This window comes from Lysobacter silvisoli, from assembly GCF_003382365.1.
Classification (GTDB): Bacteria; Pseudomonadota; Gammaproteobacteria; order Xanthomonadales; family Xanthomonadaceae; genus Lysobacter; species Lysobacter silvisoli.
On the sequence record NZ_QTSU01000005.1, the window covers coordinates 186267 to 209129 of the forward strand.

The 22863-nt window shown below is 69.0% G+C and carries 20 protein-coding genes; 5 read left to right on the forward strand and 15 right to left on the reverse strand.

The genetic code is table 11. The features are described from left to right. The first annotated feature begins 14 nt into the window (after window positions 1–14). On the forward strand, window positions 15–1766 hold the full coding sequence (gene dnaG, locus DX914_RS19650; protein WP_115862021.1) for a DNA primase: 1752 nt from the start codon (window positions 15–17) through the stop codon (window positions 1764–1766). A gap of 205 nt (window positions 1767–1971) precedes the next feature. Here the strand turns inward: dnaG and DX914_RS19655 are convergent, their stop codons facing one another. The 3 genes from DX914_RS19655 to DX914_RS19665 form a co-directional block, all read right to left on the reverse strand. Then, window positions 1972–3096: a dipeptidase gene (locus DX914_RS19655; RefSeq protein WP_115862023.1), complete on the reverse strand. Its 1125-nt coding sequence runs from the start codon at window positions 3094–3096 to the stop codon at window positions 1972–1974. 38 nt (window positions 3097–3134) lie between these two features. Continuing rightward, window positions 3135–4259: a dipeptidase gene (locus tag DX914_RS19660; protein WP_115862025.1), complete on the reverse strand. Its 1125-nt coding sequence runs from the start codon at window positions 4257–4259 to the stop codon at window positions 3135–3137. Window positions 4260–4435: 176 nt separating this feature from the next. Next, window positions 4436–4894, reverse strand: a complete 459-nt coding sequence (locus DX914_RS19665) for a RidA family protein (RefSeq protein WP_115862027.1) — start codon at window positions 4892–4894, stop codon at window positions 4436–4438. A 111-nt stretch (window positions 4895–5005) separates the two neighbouring features. Here DX914_RS19665 and DX914_RS19670 point away from each other — a divergent pair, with 111 nt between their 5' ends. Continuing rightward, complete coding sequence (locus tag DX914_RS19670; protein WP_115862029.1) at window positions 5006–5887, forward strand: TolB family protein; 882 nt, start codon at window positions 5006–5008, stop codon at window positions 5885–5887. A 261-nt stretch (window positions 5888–6148) separates the two neighbouring features. On the opposite strand, the gene cyoE is transcribed toward DX914_RS19670, so the two are convergent. The 4 genes from cyoE to DX914_RS19690 are packed head-to-tail and all read right to left on the reverse strand — an operon-like array spanning window position 6149 to window position 9561. Then, window positions 6149–7069 (reverse strand): heme o synthase, encoded by a 921-nt coding sequence (gene cyoE, locus DX914_RS19675; RefSeq protein WP_115862031.1) that lies wholly within the window; start codon window positions 7067–7069, stop codon window positions 6149–6151. Between the two features lie 2 nt (window positions 7070–7071). Further along, window positions 7072–8220 carry a COX15/CtaA family protein gene (locus DX914_RS19680; RefSeq protein ID WP_115862033.1) on the reverse strand — a complete coding sequence of 383 codons (1149 nt, stop codon included), beginning with the start codon at window positions 8218–8220 and terminating at the stop codon, window positions 7072–7074. 58 nt (window positions 8221–8278) lie between these two features. Next, window positions 8279–8848 carry a hypothetical protein gene (locus DX914_RS19685; RefSeq protein ID WP_115862035.1) on the reverse strand — a complete coding sequence of 190 codons (570 nt, stop codon included), beginning with the start codon at window positions 8846–8848 and terminating at the stop codon, window positions 8279–8281. Continuing rightward, the gene (locus DX914_RS19690) at window positions 8845–9561 is read right to left on the reverse strand and encodes an SURF1 family protein (RefSeq protein WP_196778972.1); all 717 of its coding nucleotides are present in this window, start codon (window positions 9559–9561) and stop codon (window positions 8845–8847) included. Before DX914_RS19690 ends, DX914_RS19685 begins: the two co-directional genes overlap by 4 nt. Before the next feature lie 66 nt (window positions 9562–9627). Here DX914_RS19690 and DX914_RS19695 point away from each other — a divergent pair, with 66 nt between their 5' ends. Continuing rightward, window positions 9628–9855 (forward strand): twin transmembrane helix small protein, encoded by a 228-nt coding sequence (locus tag DX914_RS19695; protein WP_115862113.1) that lies wholly within the window; start codon window positions 9628–9630, stop codon window positions 9853–9855. A 117-nt stretch (window positions 9856–9972) separates the two neighbouring features. Here DX914_RS19695 and DX914_RS19700 read toward each other — a convergent pair whose 3' ends face one another. The 5 genes from DX914_RS19700 to coxB form a co-directional block, all read right to left on the reverse strand. Beyond that, the gene (locus DX914_RS19700; RefSeq protein WP_115862037.1) at window positions 9973–10851 is read right to left on the reverse strand and encodes a cytochrome c oxidase subunit 3; all 879 of its coding nucleotides are present in this window, start codon (window positions 10849–10851) and stop codon (window positions 9973–9975) included. A gap of 38 nt (window positions 10852–10889) precedes the next feature. Further along, window positions 10890–11483 (reverse strand): cytochrome c oxidase assembly protein, encoded by a 594-nt coding sequence (locus DX914_RS19705; protein WP_115862039.1) that lies wholly within the window; start codon window positions 11481–11483, stop codon window positions 10890–10892. Beyond that, a complete protein-coding gene (locus DX914_RS20715) occupies window positions 11480–11611 on the reverse strand; it encodes a hypothetical protein (protein WP_269204258.1) in 132 nt (43 codons plus the stop codon). The genes DX914_RS19705 and DX914_RS20715 overlap by 4 nt, the downstream gene beginning before the upstream one ends. 139 nt (window positions 11612–11750) lie before the next feature. Then, window positions 11751–13370, reverse strand: a complete 1620-nt coding sequence (ctaD, locus tag DX914_RS19710; protein WP_115862041.1) for a cytochrome c oxidase subunit I — start codon at window positions 13368–13370, stop codon at window positions 11751–11753. A gap of 28 nt (window positions 13371–13398) precedes the next feature. Next, window positions 13399–14337 carry a cytochrome c oxidase subunit II gene (coxB, locus tag DX914_RS19715; protein WP_115862043.1) on the reverse strand — a complete coding sequence of 313 codons (939 nt, stop codon included), beginning with the start codon at window positions 14335–14337 and terminating at the stop codon, window positions 13399–13401. 405 nt (window positions 14338–14742) lie between these two features. Here coxB and putA point away from each other — a divergent pair, with 405 nt between their 5' ends. Both putA and DX914_RS19725 read left to right on the forward strand, forming a co-directional pair. Continuing rightward, window positions 14743–17952 carry a bifunctional proline dehydrogenase/L-glutamate gamma-semialdehyde dehydrogenase PutA gene (gene putA, locus DX914_RS19720; RefSeq protein WP_115862045.1) on the forward strand — a complete coding sequence of 1070 codons (3210 nt, stop codon included), beginning with the start codon at window positions 14743–14745 and terminating at the stop codon, window positions 17950–17952. 416 nt (window positions 17953–18368) lie between these two features. Then, complete coding sequence (locus DX914_RS19725) at window positions 18369–18713, forward strand: hypothetical protein (protein ID WP_115862047.1); 345 nt, start codon at window positions 18369–18371, stop codon at window positions 18711–18713. 132 nt (window positions 18714–18845) lie between these two features. Here DX914_RS19725 and DX914_RS19730 read toward each other — a convergent pair whose 3' ends face one another. From DX914_RS19730 to DX914_RS19740, 3 genes are all read right to left on the reverse strand, one after another. Continuing rightward, window positions 18846–20573 carry a SprB repeat-containing protein gene (locus DX914_RS19730; RefSeq protein WP_196778973.1) on the reverse strand — a complete coding sequence of 576 codons (1728 nt, stop codon included), beginning with the start codon at window positions 20571–20573 and terminating at the stop codon, window positions 18846–18848. A gap of 209 nt (window positions 20574–20782) precedes the next feature. Further along, window positions 20783–21994: an MFS transporter gene (locus tag DX914_RS19735; protein ID WP_115862049.1), complete on the reverse strand. Its 1212-nt coding sequence runs from the start codon at window positions 21992–21994 to the stop codon at window positions 20783–20785. Beyond that, window positions 21991–22842, reverse strand: coding sequence for a Rossmann-like domain-containing protein (locus tag DX914_RS19740; RefSeq protein ID WP_115862051.1), 852 nt, complete (start codon window positions 22840–22842; stop codon window positions 21991–21993). Before DX914_RS19740 ends, DX914_RS19735 begins: the two co-directional genes overlap by 4 nt. Window positions 22843–22863: the final 21 nt, after the last annotated feature.

The following is a 22863-nucleotide window of genomic DNA, read 5'->3' on the forward strand; positions in this document are numbered from 1 at the left end:
ATCCTAGCCCTCCGATGGCCCGCATCCCCGACGCCTTCATCGACGACCTCCTCGCGCGCACCGACATCGTCGAGGTGATCGGCACGCGCGTGCCGTTGAAGCGCCAGGGCAAGGAGTACTCGGCGCGCTGTCCGTTCCACGACGAGCGCTCGCCCTCGTTCACGGTCTCGCCGAACAAGCAGTTCTATCACTGCTTCGGCTGCGGCGCGCACGGCACTGCGATCAGCTTCCTGATGAACTACGACCGCCTGGAGTTCCTCGATGCGGTCGAGGAGTTGGCCAAGCGCGTGGGCGTGGAAGTGCCGCGCGACACCCGCCAGCGCAACGAGGATTCCGACAGCCGCGATCTGTACGCCGCGGTCGAGGCGGCCGCGCGTTTCTTCCAGAAGCAGTACGGGCTCAGCGGCAAGGCTCAGGGCTACCTGGACAGCCGCGAGGTCAGCGCCGATATCCGCGAGCGCTTCCTCATCGGTTACGCGCCCGACGGCTTCAACGCCCTGCGCGACGCGCTGGGCACGGACGAGCGGCGGATGAAACTGCTCGAACGCGCCGGCCTGTTTTCCAAGAACGACAGCGGCCGCGTCTACGACAAGTTCCGCGACCGGGTGATGTTCCCGATCCACGATCGCCGCGGCCGGGTCATCGCCTTCGGCGGCCGCGTGCTGGACAAGGAAGACGGCCCCAAGTACCTCAACTCGCCCGAGACCCAGCTGTTCCACAAGGGCCGCGAACTTTACGGCCTGTGGCAGGTGCGCCAGGCGCACAACAAGATCCCGCGGCTGATCGTGGTCGAGGGCTACATGGACGTGGTCGCGCTGTTCCAGCACGGCGTGGACACCGCGGTGGCCACGCTGGGCACGGCGACCACGCCCGACCACGCCGAGCTGCTGTTCCGCAATGCCGCCGACGTGTACTTCTGCTTCGACGGCGACCGCGCCGGCCGCGGCGCGGCCTGGAAGGCGGTGGAATCGGTGCTGCCGCGCATGAAGGACGGCCGCCAGGCCTTCTTCCTGTTCCTGCCCGACGGCGAGGACCCGGATTCGCTGGTGCGCAAGGAAGGCGCCGCCGGCTTCGACGCGCGCCTGCGCGAGGCAGTGCCGCTGTCGCAGTTCCTGTTCGATTCGCTGGCCGCCGACGTCAACCTGGGCACGCTGGAAGGCAAGGGCCGCCTGGCCGAGCGCGCCAAGCCGCTGCTGGCGCAGATTCCCGACGGCGCCTTCGCCGACCTGATGCGCCAGCGTTTGACCGAACTCACCGGCGTGGGCGCACGCGCGAGCACGCCCGACACCCACGTGCCCGCGCAGCGCGCGCGCAACGCGCCCACGCCCGGCCAGAAGCGCTCGCTGGTGCGCGCGGCGATCTCGCTGCTGTTGCAACAGCCGGCGCTGGCGCTGCAACTGCAGGCGCCCTACGCCTTCGTTGGCTTGCGCCAGCCCGGCGTATCGCTGTTGTGCGAACTGCTGGATCTGGTGCAGCAGCGTCCCGACATCGGCACCGGCTCGCTGTTGGAGCACTTCGCCGAACACGAGCAGATCGGCGCGCTGCAGAAGCTGGCCAGCGCCACCCTGCCCGGCGGCGAGGAAAACCTGCAGCGCGAGTTCCTGGACGCGGTGTCGCAGCTGGAAAAGCAGACCGTGCTGCAGCGGCTGGACGAGTTGCAGGCGCGGCAGCGCGAAGAGGGCGCGCTCAGCGATGCGGAGAAGCGCGAACTGCTGGCCCTGCTGCAGATGCGCGCGGGCTTGCACAAGGTGCCCAGCGCGAACTAGCGCCGCTCAGCGGCAATGCGGCTGTCACCGCACCTAAACCGTTGCTTTTGCCCGTCTTCCCGCGAAGGCGGGAATCCAGAGCCGCGGTGTTCTGGTGTTATCTCAGCTTCCGTGCATGGATTCCCGCCTTCGCGGGAATGACGAGCGAGGCGTACGTGGACGCTCGGGAAAATATGGCGTCCACGCATCCCATACGGGCAACCCGTCAACCCCAGATTTCAGTCAACGCTCGTTTGAAATTGCCGCCCAACAACTTGGCGATGCGCGCATCGCTGTGGCCGCGCGCCGACAGCAGGCCGGCCAGGGTCTCGAGGCGGCGCGGGTGGTTGAGGTCGGGCAGAATCAGGTAGACATCGTCGGCCTCGCCCGGTGCGGAGATGCCCAGCGCGCGGCGCTCGGCGATGACCTTGCGGTGCTCGCGCTTGTACTCGGCGGTGAGCTGCACCGCCGACACGGTGCCGTCGCTGCCGATGCCCACGTGGTCTTCGCCGCAGACGTTGACCGCATGCTCCAGGTGCGCGATCAGGTCGGCCGCCATCGGCTGGCCCTTAACGCGCAGGAACGGCATCAGGTAGATGCCGACCACGCCGCCGCGCTGCGCCATCGCGCGCAGTTCCTCGTCGGTCTTGTTGCGCGGCAGCGCCGCCAGCGCCGCGCAGCCGCTATGGCTGACCAGCGCCGGCGACTTCGATGCCGCGAACGCGTCCAGCGCGGTGCGCCGACCGCTGTGCGACAGATCCACGGCGATGCGCTGCTCGTTCAAGGCCTCGATGATCTTGCGCCCATAACGGCTCAGGCCGGCGTCGGCCGGTTCCAGGCAGCCGTCGCCGACCAGGTTGCGCAGGTTGTAGGTCAGCTGCACGCTGCGCACGCCCAGGCGATGGAAGGTGGCGATACGGTCCGGGTCCTCGCCGATCGGCGTGGTGTCCTGGAAGCCATAGACCAGCGCGGTCTTGCGCTCGCGCTGGGCGCGGTCGAAGTCGGCGCCGTTGCGCGCGAGCAGCAAGTACTCCGGGCGTCGCGCGACCTCCTCGTTCCAACGGCTGATGTACTCGACCGTGTCCTCCAGAGCGTTGGCGTAGCGACCCACCGGCGCCACGGTGAGTTGCAACGCGCTCAAGCCGGAATCGCGCAGGTCGCCCAACTCCAGATCGGTGTAGGGCGAGTCGGGCTTGCGCCCCTCGCGGCCCAGTCCGCCGCAGGCGTCCATGGCGAAGGTATCGGCATACGGCGCCCAACCGGGCCTGCTTGCCGCCACCGCGCGCACCGGCCCACTGCCCGCCCATGCCGCCGCCATCGCCGTGCCGATCAGGAATCCGCGCCTGTCCATCGTCCGCCCTCGCTGAGTTCGCCCCGGTTGCGCGCGGATCAGCCCCAGACTTCGGTCATCACCCGCGCGAAGTTGCCGCCCAGGATCTTAGCGATACGCGCGTCCGAATGCCCGCGCGCCGACAGCAGCGCGGCCAGGGTGTCGAAGCGGTCGGCGGTGTTGAGGTCCGGCGGGAACAGCAGCAGGTTGGGATCGCGGTCCGGCTCGAAGATGCCGTCGGCGATCATCTGCTTGATCATCTCGGTGTTTTCCTTGCGGAACTCCGGCGTCAGCTCCACGGGGGTCAGGTTGAGATCGGTGCCGATGCCCACGTGGTCCTCGCCGCAGACCTTGATCGCATGCTCGATGTGCGCGATCACGTCGGCCGAGGTCTGCTGTCCCTGCTTGCGGATATAGGGCCAGAAGATCATGCCGGCCACGCCGCCGCGGTCGGCCATGAGCTTGAGCTCGGCGTCGCCGACCATGCGCGGCACGTCCACCAGCGCGCGGCAGCCGGTGTGGCCGATCAGCACCGGCGCCTTGGAAGCCAGGATGCCTTCGCGGATCGTGCGCTGGCCGCCATGAGCCAGGTCCACCACCATCTTCTCGGCGTTGAGCCGTTCCACCACCTGGTGGCCGAACCTGCTCAGGCCGGCGTTGCCGGGCTCGGTGCAGCCGTCGCCGACCAGGTTGCGGCGGTTGTGGGTGAGCTGGATCACGCGCACGCCCTGCGCGCGGAACTGCGGAATGCGCTCGACGTCCTCGCCCAGCGGTTCGGCGCCCTGGAAGGTGAAGATCAAACCGACCTTGTTCTCGCGCTTGGCGCGGTGCAGGTCCTCGCCGTTGCGCACCAACAGCAGCGCATCGGGATAGCGCTCGATGGTCTGCCGCCACTCGTCGGTGCGCTGCTTGAACAGGTTATAGGCCTCGTCCGTGTACCAGAAGCGGCCGTAGGGCGCGGGGTTGGTCATGACCGCGCTGAGCCCGGACTCGCGCAGCGCCTTCAGTGCGACCGGCACGCCGGGATCGTCGGGCTTGAGGAAGACCAGTTCGGTGCCGCCCAGGGCATCGATGGCCACGGTGTCGCGGTACGGTTTCCAGCGCGGCGCCGCCGCCACCGCCGGTACGGCCGTGGCCAACGCGGCCAGTCCGGCCGCCCCCAGGAACTCACGTCGGTCGATCATGCCTGCCCCCCTCTCCGTGTGGACTGGGGCCGACTCTAGCGCAGGCCCCGCCCACGCACCGACCGATTCGGCGCACGGCAAGAACCGTTCGACCGGAACAAGTGGCTCAAGCTGCCCGCTTTTCTTCCCCCTTTGGAAAAGGAGGACCGAGTGGGATTTGCTTTTGCCTACCCGCGCTAAGCCGCCGCGATCGCCTCGATCTCCAGCAACCACGCGCTGTCGTAGATATCCACGATCACCACCGTCAGCGCCGGCGCGTGGCGCAGACGGCCCAGCACCTGCTGGCGCACCTCGCGCGCGGCGTCGCGATCCTCGCGGCGGGCCAGGGAGACCGTGGTCTTGACCAGGTGTTCGTAACCCAGCCCCGCCGCGCGCAGTTGCGCCCCGACGTTCTCCCAGGCCAACCGGCACTGCGCGCGGAAGTCCGCGGGCACCTCACCCTCGGCATCCGCCGGCACCTGGCCGCTGACGAACAGCAGGCGCTGCGGCGCGCGCACCTCGGCGGCTTGGGCGTAGGTTCCGTCGGCCGGCGCATAGCTGCGCCGCGCCGCAACAGGCGGCGACGGCGCAGGTGCGGCAATGGCCAGCGGCGCGAACAGGCTCAGACCGGCAGTGCAAAAGGCGCGACGGTGCATGGAGGCGGCTCCGGGGACGGGAAATCACTATAACCGTTAAAACTTGTTTTACCGGTTTGGGCGCGCTAGCCTGCGCGGCATGGGCGGCCGTCGCCGCCGGAGCCGCCGACCATGCGCCTGCCTCCCTACGCCGCCGCCTGTCTGCTGTGCGTGTTCGCCCTGCCCGCTTGCGGCGCCGACGCACCGGGTGCGCAACGCTGGACCCCGCCCGCGCTGTCCAGCGACCAGTACGAATCCTCGCCGACCTTCTCGCCCGACGGCCGCGAGCTCTACTTCATGCGCGCCGACCGCGCTTTCGGCCGCTACCGCGTGCTGATGTCGCGCTGCGAGCGCGGCAGCTGGAGCGCAGCGGTGCCGCCCTCGTTCGCCGGCCCGGCCCAAGCGCAGGAAGCCGATCCGTTTCTCAGCCACGATGGCCAGCGCCTGTACTACGTGTCCTCGCGCGGCAACGCCGATCCCGACGATCTGGACATCTGGCGCGTGCAGCGCGGCCGCGACGGTGCGTGGTCGGTGCCGCAGCGCCTGCCCGAGCCGGTGAACTCGCGCGCATCCGAATTGCTGCCGCGCGAAACCGCCGACGGCCGCCTGTACTTCGGCTCGGCCCGCCCCGGCGGCCCCGGCCTCACCGACATCTACCTGGCCACACCGCACGGCGACGGCTGGGACGTGGCCCTGGTCGGTCCGCCGATCAGCACCGCCGAGCAGGAATACGAAGTGGAGGTCTCGCGCGACGGGCGCCAGCTGATCCTGGTGGGGCAGCGCGGCGACGGGCGTTCGCACTTGTACCGCTTCCAGCGCGAGGGCGAGGCCTGGGTCGCGCGCGGACGCGTGCCGGCGCGCGAGGACGTGTTCCAGGTCGGCCCGCTGCTATCGCCGCGCGGCGACAGGGTGCTGTTCGGGCAGGTCGCCGATACCCAGGATTCGGGCGAATTGTTCCTTGCCGATCTGGTGCCGGATCCGGATCGCCGCTGGCCGCCACGCTGCGCTGAGTAGCGACGGCGACGGCGACGGCCACAGCAAAAGCAAAAGCAAATCCCCCGTCGTCCGCTGCGCGGACGCCCGCCCCCTTTGTCAAAGGGGGCAAATAGCGCCGTTGCCTGTCTTCCCTTCGGCAGAGAGCGCCAACAACTCAGTCGCTTGTCTTCCCCCTTTGAAAAAGGCTGAGAGCGTGCGCTTGCGAACCGCAGGTTCGCGCACGATCGAACGCCCAACAAGCTGTGCTTGCTGGGCCGGAGGATCGAGGGGGATTTGCTTTTAGCCCACCGGCTGCAACTCGAACGCCGCCATCGGCTGCAGCAGCGGCTGCAACCAGTGGTCGACCAGGATGAACGCGAACAGGGCCATCAGGTAGACGATGGAATAGTTGAACACCTTCATCGCGTACAGCTCGTCCGGCGGGTCCATCAGCTTCCAGGCGTAGCCCAGGAACACCAGGCCCAGCACCAGCGCGCCGCCCAGGTAGAACAGGCCGCTCATGCCGGTGGCCCAGGGCAGCACGGTCACCACCACCAGCAGCACGGTGTAGAACAGGATCTGCCAGCGCGTGTACTGCACGCCGTGGGTGACCGGCAGCATCGGCACCATCGCGCGGGCGTAGTCCTCGCGGCGGAAGATCGCCAACGCCCAGAAGTGCGGCGGGGTCCAGACGAAGATGATCAGCACCAGAAGCAGCGCGTGCGGCTCCAAAGTGCCGGTGATCGATGCCCAGCCCAGCGCCGGCGGCGCGGCGCCGGCGATGCCGCCGATGACGATGTTCTGCGGCGTGGCGCGCTTGAGGTACACCGTGTAGACCACGGCGTAGCCGATCAGCGAGGCGAAGGTCAGCGCCGCGGTCAGGGGGTTCACCCACAGCACCAGGATGGTCATCGACAGCGCGGCCAGCGCCAGCGCGAACACCAGCGCCTGGGTCGGGGTGACTTGGCCGGCGACGATGGGGCGCCAGGAGGTGCGCGCCATCTTGGCGTCGATGCGCGAATCCAGCAGCTGGTTGATCGCCGCGGCGCTGGAGGCCGCGAGCCAGATGCCGAAGAAACCGAGCAGGCCGCGCCGCGTTTCCTCGGCGGTCGGCAAGCCGTCCACGGCCAGCAGCATGCCCACCAGCGCGGTGAACACGATCAGCGCGACCACGCGCGGCTTGGTCAGGTCCCAGTATTGGCGCAAGCGCAAGGTCGCCATGCTCACGGCTCCGGGGTGCGCAGGCGCGCGAGCAGCGAGACCAGCACGAACAGCAGCAGCACCGCGCCGGCGTTATGCAGCACCGCCACGGTCAGCGGCAGGCTGAGCTTGACGTTGGCGATGCCCAGGCCGACCTGGGCCAGGGTCAGCAGCGCGAGCAGGCTACCCCAGCCGCGCATGCCGGGCGTGCGCAGCAGGCGCTGCGCCAGGAACAGCAGGTAGACGAAGACCACGCCGGCCATGATCCGGTGCGCGAGCTGGATGGCGATGCGCGCCTCGCCGTCGAGGATGCCGCCTTCGTAGTCCACGCCGATGCCGCGCCACAGCACGAAGCCCTCGGCGAAGTCGTGGCGCGGCCACCACTGGCCCACGCAGGTTGGGAAATCGTTGCCGCAGGCCAGCGCGGCGTAGTTGGCGCTGGTCCAGCCGCCCAGCGCGATCTGCACGCCCAGCACGACCAGGCCGACGATCAGCAGCTTGCGCACGATGGCCGCGTCGGCCAGGCGGATCGGCTGGTGAGTCGCGCGCCAAGCCATCCACAGCAGCAGCGAGAAGGTCAGCAGGCCGCCGAGCAGATGGCCCATGACCACGATCGGCTTGAGCAGCCAGGTCACGGTCCACATGCCCAGCAGGGCCTGGAACACGATCACCGCCAGGGTCAGCGCGGCCACGCGCGCCAGGTCGCTGTTGTTCCAGCGCAGCGCGGCGAACAGCAGCACGGCCTCGCCCAGCGCGGCCAGCACCGAGGCGGCGGCGTGCTGGCCCTTCATGTACAGCGGGATCGACACCGCCACCAACGCGGCGGCCGCGATCACCTGCGCCACGCCGTAGCTGCGCCGGCGCGCGGCCAGCAGCGCCAGGGTCAGGGTCAGCAAGCCGAGCAGGCCGGCGATCATGCGGTGGAACTGCTCGCGCCAGGCCTTGTGCACTTCCACCGGGCGGATCGCGGTGGCGGCGTGGTCGGCGGCCTCGTGCGCGGCGGTGGGCCACGCGGCGCGGCCGTAGCAGGTCGGCCAGTCCGGGCAGCTCAGACCGGCATTGGACAGGCGCACGAACGCGCCGAACACGATCACGCACAGCGCGAGCGCGACCGCCAGCCAGGCGATGCGGTGGAAGTGGCGGTACCAGGTCGGTTTGAACGTCACGTTCATTGCGGAACTCTTGCGGTGGGGACACACCCGCGGCGCGGACCTCGCGGCCCGCGCGCGGTCACATCAGTTTCAGCAGCTTGGCCAGGTCCTGGCGCAAGCCCGAAGGATCGAAGCCGGGAGCGTAGCGCAGAATGACGAAGCCGTTCGGGTCGATCACGTACACCGGCACCCCGCGCGGATCGTCTACGCGCGGCAAGCCGGCGCGCAGCTCGGGCGAGGGCTGCAGCACGCGCAGCGCGGCCGGGTGCGAGGCGCCGGCCGGCGGCGTGCCGACCCAGAGCAGATGCACTTCGTCGGCGTCCTTGCCGAACAGCTGCCAGACCTTGTCCAACTCGGCGGCCAGCTGCACGCAGGGCTGCGCGCAGTTCGCCGGCGGCGCGACCACGATGCGCCACATGCGCTCGGCCGGGCGCCATTCGTAGACGCTGCCGTCGGCCAGGCGCGGGGTCACCGCGCGCAGGTCCGAAGGCGGCTGCAGCAGCTCGCCGTGGTTCTTCATGCCCTGCGGGCGCCAGCCGGAGAAGCGCAGCAGGCCGGCCACGAGCATGCTGCCGAAGAACACGGCGAAGATCGCCACCAGCATCCAGCGGTTGCGGTTGCGCGCGGCATCGGGAGCGGGAGCGTTCATCGGCGGGACTTCCGGAAAGTGAGGATCAAAGCGGTGATGAGCACGGCGGCGGCCAGGGCGAACCACTGCAAGGCGTAGCCGCGGTGCTGTTCCGGCGGCAAGGTGTTGGCCAGCAGCTCCAGGTCGCGGTCGTAGCCCAGCGGCAGCGCCGGGTCCAGGCGCAGCACGCGCGGCGCCAGCGCCGGCAGCTGCAGGCCCTGGCCGATCGCGGCGGTGTCCACGCGGGTCAGCAGCCAGCCCTGGCCTTCGCGGCCCAGCGCCGGGCCCAGGGCGATGCCGGTGGACGGCGGCGGCGCCAGCAGGCCGCGCAGTTCCAGCTCGCCTTCAGGCTTGGGCACGCTGGGGAAGTCGCGGCGCCCGTCCAGCGGCAGCCAGCCCAGATCGACCAGCAGGGGCGCGCCCGCGGCCGGCAGGAACACGCGATAGGCGCGCACACCGGCGCGGCCGTTGCGCTGCTGGTTGTCCAGCAACAGCGCGCCGCGCGCGTCGAAGCTGCCACGCCCGCTGGCCCAGTCGTAACCGCGGCTGCGCGCGGGATCGGCCGCCAGCGCCAGCGCGTTGGGCACGCGCTGGCCGAGCACGCCGGCGGCGGCGTCGAGCATGGCCTGCTTTTCGACCGCGCGGCGCGACTGCCACAGACCCAGGTGGGCGAAGCCGGCGATGGTCAGCAGCGCCAGCGTCCAGCCCACGATCAGGTTGCGGCGGCGGCTCACCCCATCCTCCCGCCGGGCTGCGATAATCGCTGTCGCGCCGCCACGCGCGCGCCGCCGGAGGCCGCCATGAACGACTCGCTCAAGACCCTGCTGATCATCGCGTTCCTGGTCGTCATCGTCTGGAACCTGGGCGCCGGCCTTTATTACATGCTCGTGGACAAGGGTCAGAGCAAGCGCACCGTCAACGCCCTGACCCGACGTATCGCGCTGTCCGTCGCGCTGATCCTGATCATCGTCCTGTCGATCAAGATGGGCTGGATCCAGCCGCACGGGATCGGCTCCAACCCGAATTGAGGCCCCCGCGCGGAGGCGACCGCGGCGCGCAGCGCGCCTGACGGCGGAAAACTCGCGACTCCCAAGACGCAAACGGGCCGGCAGTGCCGGCCCGGTGCGCAACGGTGTCGCCTGCGCTTACAGCACGTAGACGAACAGGAACAGGCCCAGCCAGACCACGTCGACGAAGTGCCAGTACCAGGCCACCGCTTCGAAGGCGAAGTGGTTGTCCTTGTCGAAGTGGCCCTTCAGGCAGCGGAACCAGATGATCGCGAGCATCAGCGTGCCCAGGGTCACGTGCGCGCCGTGGAAGCCGGTGAGCATGAAGAAGGTCGAACCGTAGATGCCCGAGCCCAGGGTCAGGTTCAGTTCCTTGTAGGCGTGGATGTATTCCTCGGCCTGGAAGTACAGGAACACGCAGCCCAGCAGCACGGTCAGGCCCAGGAAGGTCAGCAGCTGCTTGCGGTGGCCGGCCTTGAGCGCGTGATGGGCGATGGTGATGGTCACGCCCGAGGTCAGCAGGATCAGGGTGTTGAGCAGCGGCAGGCCCCAGGCGGGGATGGTCTCGAAGGTGCCGCCGATGGCGCCCGGGCCGTTGGTCGGCCAGCCCGCGGCGTAGTTAGCCCACAGCAGGTTGTTGGTCATCACGCCGTCGCCCTCGCCGCTCAGCCACGGCAGCGCGAACTGGCGGGCGTAGAACAGCGCGCCGAAGAAGGCGGCGAAGAACATCACTTCCGAGAAGATGAACCACATCATGCCCATGCGGAAGGACACGTCGACCTGGCGGTTGTAGTGGCCGCGCACCGACTCGCGGATCACGTCGCCGAACCAGCCGAACAGCACGCCGCACAGCAGGGCGATGCCGACGAAGAACGCGGTCTTGCCCCAGGCATCCTCGTTAAGCCAGTTGGCCAGGCCGATCATGGTCACGAACAGGGCGATCGAGCCCAGGAACGGCCAACGGCTGCTATGCGGCACGAAGTAGATGTTGGCGTCTGGCGTGTGAGCTTGGCCCATGGCGGCGTTCCGTTATGTGCTACTGAAATGTAATCGGCTCAAGGCGCCGACAGCGGCGACGCCGGCGATTTCGCCGTCGTGCCCTGCTGCTGCGCGGTGAGTACGTCGTTCTTGAAGAAGGTATACGACAGGGTGATGGTGCTGACGTCGTCGGGCAGGTTGGGATCGACGATGAAGCGCACCGGCATGTCGCGCTTCTCGCCCGCCGCCAGGGTCTGGGCGGTGAAGCAGAAGCATTCGGTCTTGCTGAAATAGCCCGACGCGCGCGCCGGCGCCACCGACGGCACGGCGCTGCCGACGATGGTGCGGTCGCTGTCGTTGTGGGCGTAGTAGGTGGTCTCGTACTGCTCGCCCGGACGCACCTGCATGGTCAGCTGGTTGGGGTGGAACGACCACGGCAGCTTGGAGTTCACGCCGCCGTCGAACTGCACCGTGACCAAGCGCGCGGCCTGCTTGGTCGCCGCCGCGGCCTCCCCTTCGGCGGCGGTGCGCTCCAGGCGGATGCCGAACACCTTCTCGCAGGCGATGCGGTACAGCGGCACCAGGCTGAAGGTGAACGCGAACGCGGCCAGCGCCACCAGCACCAGCTTGCCCAGCCCCGCGGCGTTGTTCCTGGCCTGCGGCTCGCTCATTGCGCGAACACCCCGCTGGCGATGAACGCCGCGTAGATCGCCACCGCGATCGCCGCCACCACCCACGCCGTGCGCCGCACGCCCTTGCGGCGCGCCTCGGTCTCCGGATTGTGCGTGGTCTTGTTCATCGTTTAGTCGCCGCGGATCCCCCGCCTTTGGAGGCCCCTTAAGTTAAGGGGCCGGCCTTGCGAAGCAAGGCGGGGTTGTGGGATGCAATCCGAATCTATCCGAAGCAACGATCTCCGAGCTTCTTTCTGTGCGTAAGGTTCAGTGCGTGATGTCGCCGTGGGCGAGGTCGCCATCGCGAATCACCGGCGGCGTGCTGAAGGTGTGGTGCGGCGCCGGGCTCGGCACGGTCCACTCCAGGCCCTTGGCGCTGTCCCACGAACGGGCTTCGGCCTTGGCGCCGTACTTCTTCGAGTGCCACAGGATGCCCAGCATCATGAACGGGGTCAGGAACATGCCGAAGGCGCCGATCGAGCTGACCAGGTTCCAGTCGGCGAAGACCACGTTGTAGTCCGGGATGCGGCGCGGCATGCCGGCCAGGCCCAGGAAGTGCTGCGGGAAGAACAGCAGGTTCACGAACACGATGGTCCACCAGAAGTGGAACTTGGCCATCTTCTCGTTGTACATGCGGCCGGTCCACTTCGGCCACCAGTAGTACACCGCGGCGATGATGGAGAACAGCGCGCCGGTCACCAGCACGTAGTGGAAGTGGGCGACCACGAAATAGGTGTCGTGGTACTGGAAGTCGGCCGGCACGATCGCCAGCATCAGGCCCGAGAAGCCGCCGATGGTGAACAGGATCACGAAGGCGATCGCCCACAGCATCGGCGATTCGAAGCTGATCGAACCGCGCCACATGGTGGTGACCCAGTTGAACACCTTCACGCCGGTCGGCACCGCGATCAGCATGGTGGCGAACATGAAGTAGATTTCGCCGCCCAGCGGCATGCCCACCGTGAACATGTGGTGCGCCCACACGATGAACGACAGGAACGCGATCGAGGCGGTCGCGTACACCATGGCCTGGTAGCCGAACAGCGGCTTGCGGCTGAAGGTCGGGATGATTTCCGACACCACGCCGAACGCCGGCAGGATCATGATGTAGACCTCGGGGTGACCGAAGAACCAGAAGATGTGCTGGAACATCACCGGGTCGCCGCCGCCGGCCGCGTTGAAGAACGAGGTGGCGAAGAACTTGTCGGTGAGCAGCATGGTCACCGCGCCGGCGAGCACCGGCATCACCGCGATCAGCAGGAAGGCGGTGATCAGCCAGGTCCAGCAGAAGATCGGCATCTTCAACAGGTCCACGCCCGGGGCGCGCATGTTGAGGATGGTGGCGATGACGTTGATCGCGCCCATGATCGAGCTGATGCCCATCATGTGGATGGCGAAGATCGCGAAGGCCACGTTGGAACCGCCCTGCAGCGACAGCGGCGGGTACAGGGTCCAGCCGCCGGCCGGCGCGCCGCCGTCCAGGAACAGGGTGACCAGCAGCACGCTGAAGGCGAACGGCATGATCCAGAAGGACCAGTTGTTCATGCGCGGCAGCGCCATGTCCGGCGCGCCGATCTGCAGCGGGATCATCCAGTTGGCCAGGCCGACGAAGGCCGGCATCACGCCGCCGAAGATCATGACCAGGGCGTGCACCGTGGTCATCTGATTGAAGAATTCGGGGCTGACGTGCTGCAGGCCCGGCTCCATCAGCTCGGCGCGGATGATGACCGACATGCCGGCGCCGATGATGAACATGATGAAGCTGAACACCAGATACAGCGTGCCGATGTCCTTGTGGTTGGTCGAGAAGAACCAACGCTCGATGAAGCCCTGCTTGTGGGCGTGGTGATCATCGTGATGATCGGCGACGGGGTGCGTGGCAGCCATGGCCTACCTCTGAATTAGTGCTGGTCGATCAGCCGGCGACCGCGGCGGCGGTCGGGGCGTCGGAGTTCGGGGTGCCGGCGGTGGCCGGAGCCGGGGCGGCCGCCGGAGCGGCTTCGGCCGGAGCGGCGGGCGCGGCCGGAGCCGGCGCGTTCTTCGCCTTCTGTTCGGCCAGCCACTGCTGGTACTCGGCCGGCGGCACCGCGCGCACCACGATCGGCATGAAGCCGTGGTCCTTGCCGCACAGTTCCGCGCACTGGCCGCGGTACACGCCCGGCTGCTTAATTTCGGTCCAGGCCTCGTTGACGATGCCCGGGATCGCGTCCTGCTTCCAGCCCAGCGCCGGCACCCACCAGGCGTGGATCACGTCGTCGGCGGTGATCACGAAGCGGATCTTGGTGTCGGTGGGCAGCACCAGCACGTTGTCGACGTCGAGCAGGTAGTGCTCGTGGTCGGCCTGGGTGACGGTCTTCTTGCTCTGGCGCAGCTGGTCGCTCTTGCGGTCCAGGCGGCTGGTGAAGGACACGCCCTCGCCCAGGTAGTCGTACTTCCACATCCACTGGAAGCCGGTGACCTTGACGGTCATCTTGGCGCCCTCGTGGGTGTTGTACATGGCGATCAGCTTGCTGGTGGCCGGGAAGGCCATCGCCACCAGCAGCACCACCGGGACCACGGTCCAGATGATTTCCAGCTTGGTGCTGTGGGTGAAATCCTTGTCCGCGACCGCGCCCTTGGAGTGGCGGAACTTGAACATGGCCACGGCCATGGCGCCGAACACCAGGATGCCGATCGCCACGCAGATCCACAGCGCCAGCATGTGCGCCTCGTAGGCGTTGACGGACTGGGCGGTGACGCCCCGGCCCATGTTCAGCTGCCACGGCTTGGGATCGGCCGCCTGCGCAAATGCAAGGACCGGCAGCGCCATGGCGGCGACGCCCACTGCCCACTGCTGGAAACGACCGGCTTTCATCAGTTCGAGCCCCGACTTAAATCATGAAAGGTTGCGTTGTCTGCTCCGCGGGCTGCCCCTCCGGGCCCCGGCCCCGGAGCCTGGCGGGGCGCGGGGGGACCGTCCTGGAAGAGGTGGCTGGCGAGCCCGGCTAGGGCCCATCACGCCGCGGACGGCGCTACGGATAATCCGCGAAATGGTAGCCGCCACCCCGCTTTGCGGCAACCCGCAGGGCTTGCGCGCGAGGCCTTGCGCCCTTGCGCGGACGGCTGCGTCGCGGGGTTTGGGGCACGCCGTCACGGCTGGCCGGCCCGACCCGGCAGCCCCGGCCGCCAGGACCGACGCGCCGATCGCCCGCCCGCGACAGGCCCGATTCGACCGAAAGCTCTAAACTACCGGGCTCCCCTCCCGCTCGCCGCGGTCCGAATGACCTACGACAACGCCTCCGATGCCGCCGACGGCCCGCCGCCGCGCGCGCTGATCAGCCCCGAACTGCCCCCGGCCCCGGCCGCCCCGCGCGCGGCCATCACCGCCGCCTGGGTCCGCGACGAAGCCGTCCACGTGCGCCGCCTGCTGGAACAGGCGCGGCTGCCCGAGGCCGACCGCAGCGCCGCCCAGGCCACCGCCGCCGACCTGGTCCAGCGGGTGCGCGCCCGCGCCCAGGACCAGGGCGCGATCGAAGCCTTCATGCGCCAGTACGACCTGGGCAGCGAGGAAGGCGTGCTGCTGATGTGCGTGGCCGAGGCCCTGCTGCGCATTCCGGACCAGGAAACGGCCGACAAGCTGATCCGCGACAAGCTCGGCGACGCCGACTGGAAGCGCCACCTGGGCCAGTCCGACTCGGTCCTGGTCAACGCCTCCACCTGGGGCCTGATGCTGACCGGCAAGCTGGTCGACCTGGCCGACGACACCAAGCGCGACGTGCACAACGCCTTCAAGCGCCTGGTCGGCCGCGTCGGCGAGCCGGTGATCCGCCTGGCCGTGCGCCAGGCGATGCGCATCATGGGCCACCAGTTCGTGATGGGCCGCACCATCGGCGAGGCCCTGTCGCGCTCGCGCAAGGGCGACAACGCCAGCTATCGCTATTCCTTCGACATGCTCGGCGAAGGCGCGCTGACCACCAAGGACGCGCTGCGCTACCAGGAGGCCTACCGCCAGGCCATCCACGCCATCGGCAAGAGCGGCCCGGCCGGCCACTTCCTGCAACACGACGTGTTCGCCGCGCCCAGCATCTCGGTCAAGCTCTCGGCGCTGCACCCGCGCTACGAGCACGCCAAGCGCGAACGCGTGTTCGCCGAACTGGTGCCGCGCGTGCTGGAGCTGGCGCAGCTGGCCAAGAGCTACGGCATCGGCTTCACCATCGACGCCGAAGAGGCCGACCGCCTGGAAATGTCGCTGGACGTGATCGCCGCGGCCTATTCGGACAAGTCGCTGGACGGCTGGCAGGGCTACGGCCTGGCCGTGCAGGCCTACCAGAAGCGCGCGCCGGAGGTGATCGACTTCCTCGCCGACCTGGCCCGCCGCACCGGCCGCCGCATCCCGGTGCGCCTGGTCAAGGGCGCGTACTGGGACAGCGAGGTCAAGCGCGCCCAGGTCGACGGCCAGCTCGGCTACCCGGTGTTCACGCGCAAGCCCAACACCGACGTGTCCTACCTGGCCAACGCCCGGCGCATGCTCGAGGCCAGCGACGCGATCTACCCGATGTTCGCCACCCACAACGCGCAGACCATCGCCACCGTGCACCGCATGGCCGCCGGGCGCGCGTTCGAGTTCCAGAAACTGCACGGCATGGGCGACGACCTCTACGCCGAGGTGGTGCCGGCCGACCGCCTGGACGTGCCCTGCCGCGTGTACGCGCCGGTGGGCTCGCACGAGGATCTGCTGCCCTACCTGGTGCGCCGCCTGCTCGAGAACGGCGCCAACTCCAGCTTCGTCAACCGCATCACCGACGAAGACGTGGCCATCGACGAGCTGATCCAGGACCCGGTGGAAACCGTGTCCGCCTTCGCCAGCATTCCCCACCCGCGCATTCCGCTGCCGGCCGATCTGTACCGCAGCTTTGGTTACGACAGGACCAACTCCATGGGCGTCAATCTCGCCAACGACCAGCAACTGCACTCCCTGGCCGACCAGGTCAACGCCGCGATCAAGGACTGGCGCGCCGCGCCGCTGGTGCCCGGCGCCAATGCCGGCGGTCCCGACATCGCCGTGACCAACCCGGCCGACCGCCGCGAGACCGTGGGCCAGTGGCGCGCGGCCGACAGCGCCACCGTCGAGCTGGCGCTCAAGAACGCGGTGGCCGCGCAGGAAGCCTGGGACGCGACTCCGGCCGCCAGCCGCGCCGCGATCCTGGAGCACGCCGCGCAGCTGCTGGAAGACCGCATGCCGCAGTACCTCGCGCTGTGCACCAAGGAAGCCGGCAAGACCATTCCCGACGGCGTGGCCGAAGTGCGCGAGGCGGTGGACTTCCTGCGCTACTACGGCGCCCAGGCGCGCAAGCTGTTCGCGCCCGAAGCGCTGCCCGGCCCCACCGGCGAGTCCAACACCCTGCACCTGTCCGGCCGCGGCGTGTTCGTCTGCATCAGCCCCTGGAACTTCCCGCTGGCGATCTTCCTGGGCCAGGTGTCGGCGGCGCTGGCCGCCGGCAACAGCGTGATCGCCAAGCCGGCCGAGCAGACCAACCTGATCGGCTACTACGCGGTCAAGCTGCTGCACGAAGCCGGCGTGCCCGAGGCGGTGCTGCAGTTCCTGCCCGGCGACGGCGCCACCGTCGGCGCCGCGCTCACCCGCGACCCGCGCGTGGCCGGCGTGGCCTTCACCGGCTCCACCGACACCGCGCGCGCGATCAACCGCGCCCTGGCCGCGCGCGACGCCGCCATCGGCGTGCTGATCGCCGAAACCGGCGGTCAGAACGCGCTGATCGCCGACTCGTCCTCGCTGCCCGAGCAGCTGGTCAAGGACGCCATCGGTTCGGCCTTCACCTCCGCCGGCCAGCGCTGCTCGGCCGCGCGCGTGCTGTTCGTGCAGGACGACATCGCCGACAAGGTGGTGCAGATGCTGGCCGGCGCCATGGCCGAGCTCAAGGTCGGCGACCCCGGCCTGCTGTCCACCGATGTGGGCCCGGTGATCGACGCCGACGCACTGAAGATGCTCGACGACCACGCCGCGCGCATGGACAAGGAAGCGAGCAAGATCGCCGAGGTCGCGCTGGACGCCGACGCCGCGCACGGCAGCTACTTCGCCCCGCGCGCCTACGCGCTCAAGTCGCTGGACCAGCTGACCAAGGAAGTGTTCGGCCCGGTGCTGCATGTGATCCGCTGGAAGGCCGATCAGCTCGACGCGGTCATCGACGCGATCAACGCCACCGGCTACGGCCTGACCCTGGGCATCCACTCGCGCATCGACGAGACCATCGAGCGCATCAGCGCGCGGGTCAAGGTCGGCAACTGCTACGTCAACCGCAACCAGATCGGCGCGGTGGTCGGCGTGCAGCCCTTCGGCGGCCAGAACCTGTCCGGCACCGGCCCCAAGGCCGGCGGCCCGCACTACCTGCCGCGCTTCACCACCGAGAAGACCATCACCGTCAACACCACGGCGGCCGGCGGCAACGCCTCGCTGCTGACGCTGGGCGACTGACGGCGTCCGCGTCCATGCGGTAAAGAAGAGCCCCGCGCAATGCGGGGCTTTTTTTGCATCGAAAGCGCAGTATGCAGAACAGTTGCGGCTGCATTTCATGTGCCTGCCGGCAGTTGCGATCGCCGGCCAAATTGACACGACGATCGACGCCGTGCTGGTATGAATTCTGCGAAAGCCTGCAGGCAGCAAGCGAAGCTCGCCGTTGTTGAAGTCGGGCGTATCCGTTGCGGACCAACTGATCTTGGACGCATCGATTCAAGGAGGAGCGCGACACGCCAATGAGCACGATGTCATTTCAGGCAAAACCGCCGGCGAATGCGCAGGGCTGTATACGCCGGCTGCTCCTGCTCCCGCTCCCGCTGCTCCTGGCCTGCCAGCCGCACCCTCGGGCCCCAGCCGATAGCGCGAACGCCGAGTTGTCGGTGATCGAGGTCGCGGCGCCGGTCTACCAGCCCGCGCAAGGCGCGCGACCTGCGGCGAACGAGGAAGCCATGTGCAAGGCCTGGGTCCTGGACAAGGCGCAGGCCGAATCGTTCTTCCGCCTGAGCCGGCCGCTGCGCGAAGGCGAACGGCACGACTTCGACTGGCTGCCGTGCTCGATCAAGGGCTGTCTGCGCGCGCAGGGGCGCGATTGGGCGTTCGAGATCAATGCCGCGGGCACCAGCGCCTGGTTCGGCGGCGAGGAAACGCGCTCGTTCGGCTGCTCGCAGGCGCAGTGCGAGCCGCTGGTGATCCTGATGCCGGATCCGGCGGGCGGATGAACCGGCCCGGCGCGGGCCGTATGCGCAAAAGAAGAGCCCCGCGAGCGCGGGGCTTTTTCCTTTGCGGGCTCAGCGCCTGTATCGCTGCCCAGGCGCCCCGCGATCGCGGGGCGCCGTCAGGGCAAGGACCGCTCAGCGGCGCGGGCCGCCGGGCTCGCACAGCACCGCATTGCGCGAGGTGCGCGTAGCGCTCTGGCCGTCGGCGGTGGTCACCACCAGGGTCGCCGTGGCGCCACTGGCGATCTCGGCCGAACGGCCGTCGGCGGACTGCCACAGCACGTTGCTCCAGCTGTAGCTGTACGGCGCGACGCCGCCGCTGACCGTCGCGGTCACCACGATGGTGTCGCCGCAGCCGCGGGTGAGCACCGGCAGGCCCACGGTGAACGGACCCACCGACTCGTAGGCCGGGCGGTCGTCGAACACCTGCGCCCAGCGGCCGTCGAAACCGCCGTTCTGGGCCAGCTGCCAGCCGTTCAACAGCCACTGGCCGGCCTCGTAGTGCTCGCGCGTGTCGATGCCGCCGGAGTGGACCAGCAGGTCGTGCTGGCGCCAGTACACGTTCAGCGACGCATAGTCGCCGCTGGCGTCGGCGCGGTTGCGGTTGTAGCTGTCGCGGCCGGCGCCGGTGTAGCCGCCGAGCTTGTCCGAACCGGAGATGGTGTCGGCATTGGTCTCGGCCGAGTACGCGCCCCACAGCCAATCCTTGCCCAGCACGCCATCGCGGCCGTCGGTGAGGCTGGAACTGGAGGTGTCGCGCGAGAGCACGTAGAAGCGCTGCAGGCCGGCCGGCACTTCGATCTGGCCGGCTTCGTCGACGATCGGGCTGTCGAGCAGGATGTCGGCGGTCTGGCCCGAATTCCAGTTGGTCGACCAGTTCGCGCCCGACCACTGCCCGCCGAACACGTCGGCCAGGTCCTGCAGTTCGTAGGTGATGCGCTTGACCAGCGACCACGACACCGTGTCGTCGCGTCCGGCGGCCAGGGCGAAGGCGTTGTCGTAGCGGATCGTGCTCGCGCCCCAGGCCGACACCGCCGAGGGCGAGGTCTCCGGCACCCAGACGTAATGCACCGACTTGTCGTCGTCGTTGGTCACCTCCACTTCGGCCGAGTTGTTGTTGGTGCGGCGCGTGGCGATGGTGGCGTAGCTGTCCTGGACGAAATGCAGCTCGTGGCCGTGCGTGCCCAGCTCGGTGTTGTCCTCGTCGGCCTGCCAGATCATCACGTGCTTGCCGTCGGCGACCTGCATGAAGTTCAGGTCCGGGCTGCCGTAGCTGCGCATCACGTGGTCTTTGTGGCTGGTGATGGTCACGTGGCCCACGTACTCGCCGCCGGCGCCGGGCGTGCCGCCCACGCCACGCACCACGATCTCGATGCGCTCCCAATCGTGGATCTCGTTGGCCTTCTTATCCACCGGATGATAGACGTGGTACAGCAGCAGCAAGGCCTTGCTGTTGCCGTCCATGAACTCGACCGCCGACGAATACAGAGTGGGACGGATGCGCCAGTTCGAATAGGCGCCCGAACGCGTCTGCGATGCGTAGATGTACTGCGACAGCAGGTTCGGCCAGGTGTAGCGGTTGTTGGCGAAATTGCCGTCGCGGTCGAAATCGTAGTTGGATATCCAGTCGCGTCCCGGCTTGCTGGAGTTCTCCTCGGCGCGCTGCAGGATCACCGGCGCGTAGTACTGCTGATAGGTCTTGCGCTCGGCCGCGGTCAGCAGCCAGGCCTGCGCCTGCACGCTGCGCACCGGCAGCAGCGCGAGCAGCACCGCCAGCGCGGCGAGCAGCCAGCGCAGGCTTACGGCGGGTACGGTGAAACCGCCCGAACGCGAATAACGCTCGGGGCGAATAGCCAGATCCATGTTCGTCTCCTTAGTCCTTCAAGGTGCCTGCGTGGCAGGCCGCTGCGCGATGCGGCGCACGCGGCGCATCGCGAGCCCATTGCGCGCACCGGACCGGGGCGCTGTCAATCGCGGCGATCGTCCGCCTTGAATCGGTTGCGCGCATGCGCGCGAATCGGTTGGCCCACGGTAGGGAGCGCGCCCGCTTGCGACGTTGCGCTGCCGCGCATTCAGACAGCCGCGGAGGGCGCCTGCTGAGCGCGCGCGCCGAACAGCCGCGCCAATCCCAACGCGCACCCCAGACCGACCGCGCAATAAACCAGCCACGGCAGGCAAGGCCACTGCCGCGCGCCGGCCAAGTCCACCAGCCAGCCGCCGGCCACGCTGCCCAGCGCGCCGCCCACGGCCAGGCTCAGCGAACTGGCGCCCAGGAACGCGCCCAGCGCGCGCGGATCGGCCATGCCGGCGATCAGGGTCTGCTGGGTCGGCCGGGTCATCACCGCGCCCAGCGCGAACGCGGCCACGCAGGCCAGGAAGCCGGCGAAGTCCGACACCCAGCCGATCGCGCCGGTGGCCAGCGACATCAGCGCCACGCCCGCCACCAGCACCTGCGCCGTCGACCAGCGCCGCTCCAGCCAGCGCACCAGCACGTACTGCAGGCTCACCGTCAGCACCGCGCTGACCGCGAACATCAGCCCTACCCCGTCGCTGCCGCCGTACAACTTTTGCGCGAGCAGGGGAAAACTGAGATTGATCTGCACGGCCAGGAACCAGTACAGGCCCATCAGCGCGATCAGTGCGACGAAGCGGCGGTCGCGCCAGACCAGGCCCAGGCCGCGCGACGGCGGCGCCGGCTCGGGCATCTCGACCTTGGGCAGCCAGACCAGGGCGACGACGAAGTTGGCGGCGAAACAGGCGGCCGCGACCAGACACACCACGCGGAAGTCGTAGCGCAGCAGCGCCACGCCCAGCAGCGGGCCCAGGGTGGTGGCCACGCCGCCGACCCAGTTGCTGGCCGCGTAATAACGCGGCCGGGTCTCGGCCGTGGTCAGTGCCGCGATCGAGGCCTGGTAGGGCGCCTCGAACAAGGCACCGCCCAAGGCCGACAACACCATCGCCCACAGCAGAGCGGGCAGGTCTTGCGCATACGCCAGGCTGGCGAAGCCCAGCGCGCGCAGCAGCACGCCCAGGCAGATCATGCGCCGCGCGCCGTAGCGATCCGAGAGCAGGCCGCCCAGCAGCGCCAAGCCTTGTTGCGTCAACTGCCGCACCGCTAACGCCACGCCCACCGCGGCGGCGGCGAAGCCGAGCCGGTCGACGTAATGCACCGCCACCAGCGGCATCAGCATGGCGTAGCCGGTCACCATCAGGAAGGTGTAGACCAGCAGGCCGTTGAGGCCGCGCCGGCGCGCGGCCTGGTCCAGTGGCGCGCTCGCGCTCATGCCGCCGCGCGCGCGCCGTCGTAATCCGGTGCCCGGTACAGATGGATCGGCGTCGGGTCGGCGCTGAACTGCGAGAACGGGAACGGTTCGGCCGACACCGCCGCCACGCCGTGGCCCAGGAAGCGCGGCACGATCGCGCTGCCGGTCTGGGCGTAGACCACCAGGGGCACGCCGCGCGCGCGCAGCGTGGCCAGGATCTCGTCGAAGGAACCGTTGGACAGGGTCATGCCGGTGGCGATGACCAGGTCGGCCTGGGCCAGCACCGGCCGCATGTCGCGCGCGACCTCGGTGCCGTCCTGGGTGCGCGCCAGATTGAAGTCGCAGGGCAGGCACACGCCGCCGTGCGCCTGGATCGCGGCGACCAGCGGATTGACCACGCCGATCAGGCCCACGCGTTGACCGGGCTGGATATGCAGCAGCCCGGCGATGGCCTCGTCGCGCGCCTTCGCACGCTGCAGCGGGGTGCCGTGCGGCAGCCACAGCGTGCGCGCCTCGCGCTGCTGCAGGTGCGGCCGGGTCAGCGACAGGTAGGCGTCCAGAGCAGCCACGCGTACCGGCACGCGCGCATCGGTCAGCAACTCCGCCAGGTTGCGACCGGACAGTTCCTCGGCCACGTCGGGATGCAGTTGCTCGCGTTCCACGCAGCAACCGCCGAAGCCCGCGTCCACGCGCAGCACCAGGTAGTGATTGCGGTACTTGGTGTCGGTGCCGGGAAACTGGGTGCTCTGCCGCACCCAGAACGCGCCCACCGCATGCAGGCCGGCGGGATCGGGACCGTAGTCGCCGCGCAACACGGCGGCGGTGAGGTCGGCGACGGATTCGGGCGGAACGAGGCGGGCGTTGGACATGACGGTGTCTGCGATGAGAGT

What these genes read in the sequence shown, in the direction of transcription:
- DX914_RS19670 (WP_115862029.1), top strand. Translation starts at nt 5,006, where the DNA reads ATGCGCCTGCCTCCCTACGCCGCCGCCTGTCTGCTGTGCGTGTTCGCC.
- DX914_RS19680 (WP_115862033.1), bottom strand. Translation starts at nt 8,220, where the DNA reads ATGAACGTGACGTTCAAACCGACCTGGTACCGCCACTTCCACCGCATC.
- DX914_RS19730 (WP_196778973.1), bottom strand. Translation starts at nt 20,573, where the DNA reads ATGGATCTGGCTATTCGCCCCGAGCGTTATTCGCGTTCGGGCGGTTTC.
- DX914_RS19740 (WP_115862051.1), bottom strand. Translation starts at nt 22,842, where the DNA reads ATGTCCAACGCCCGCCTCGTTCCGCCCGAATCCGTCGCCGACCTCACC.
- dnaG (WP_115862021.1), top strand. Translation starts at nt 15, where the DNA reads ATGGCCCGCATCCCCGACGCCTTCATCGACGACCTCCTCGCGCGCACC.
- DX914_RS19655 (WP_115862023.1), bottom strand. Translation starts at nt 3,096, where the DNA reads ATGGACAGGCGCGGATTCCTGATCGGCACGGCGATGGCGGCGGCATGG.
- DX914_RS19705 (WP_115862039.1), bottom strand. Translation starts at nt 11,483, where the DNA reads ATGAGCGAGCCGCAGGCCAGGAACAACGCCGCGGGGCTGGGCAAGCTG.
- putA (WP_115862045.1), top strand. Translation starts at nt 14,743, where the DNA reads ATGACCTACGACAACGCCTCCGATGCCGCCGACGGCCCGCCGCCGCGC.
- DX914_RS19700 (WP_115862037.1), bottom strand. Translation starts at nt 10,851, where the DNA reads ATGGGCCAAGCTCACACGCCAGACGCCAACATCTACTTCGTGCCGCAT.
- cyoE (WP_115862031.1), bottom strand. Translation starts at nt 7,069, where the DNA reads ATGGCGACCTTGCGCTTGCGCCAATACTGGGACCTGACCAAGCCGCGC.
- DX914_RS19735 (WP_115862049.1), bottom strand. Translation starts at nt 21,994, where the DNA reads ATGAGCGCGAGCGCGCCACTGGACCAGGCCGCGCGCCGGCGCGGCCTC.
- DX914_RS19665 (WP_115862027.1), bottom strand. Translation starts at nt 4,894, where the DNA reads ATGCACCGTCGCGCCTTTTGCACTGCCGGTCTGAGCCTGTTCGCGCCG.
- coxB (WP_115862043.1), bottom strand. Translation starts at nt 14,337, where the DNA reads ATGAAAGCCGGTCGTTTCCAGCAGTGGGCAGTGGGCGTCGCCGCCATG.
- DX914_RS19660 (WP_115862025.1), bottom strand. Translation starts at nt 4,259, where the DNA reads ATGATCGACCGACGTGAGTTCCTGGGGGCGGCCGGACTGGCCGCGTTG.
- DX914_RS19685 (WP_115862035.1), bottom strand. Translation starts at nt 8,848, where the DNA reads ATGAACGCTCCCGCTCCCGATGCCGCGCGCAACCGCAACCGCTGGATG.
- DX914_RS19695 (WP_115862113.1), top strand. Translation starts at nt 9,628, where the DNA reads ATGAACGACTCGCTCAAGACCCTGCTGATCATCGCGTTCCTGGTCGTC.
- ctaD (WP_115862041.1), bottom strand. Translation starts at nt 13,370, where the DNA reads ATGGCTGCCACGCACCCCGTCGCCGATCATCACGATGATCACCACGCC.
- DX914_RS20715 (WP_269204258.1), bottom strand. Translation starts at nt 11,611, where the DNA reads ATGAACAAGACCACGCACAATCCGGAGACCGAGGCGCGCCGCAAGGGC.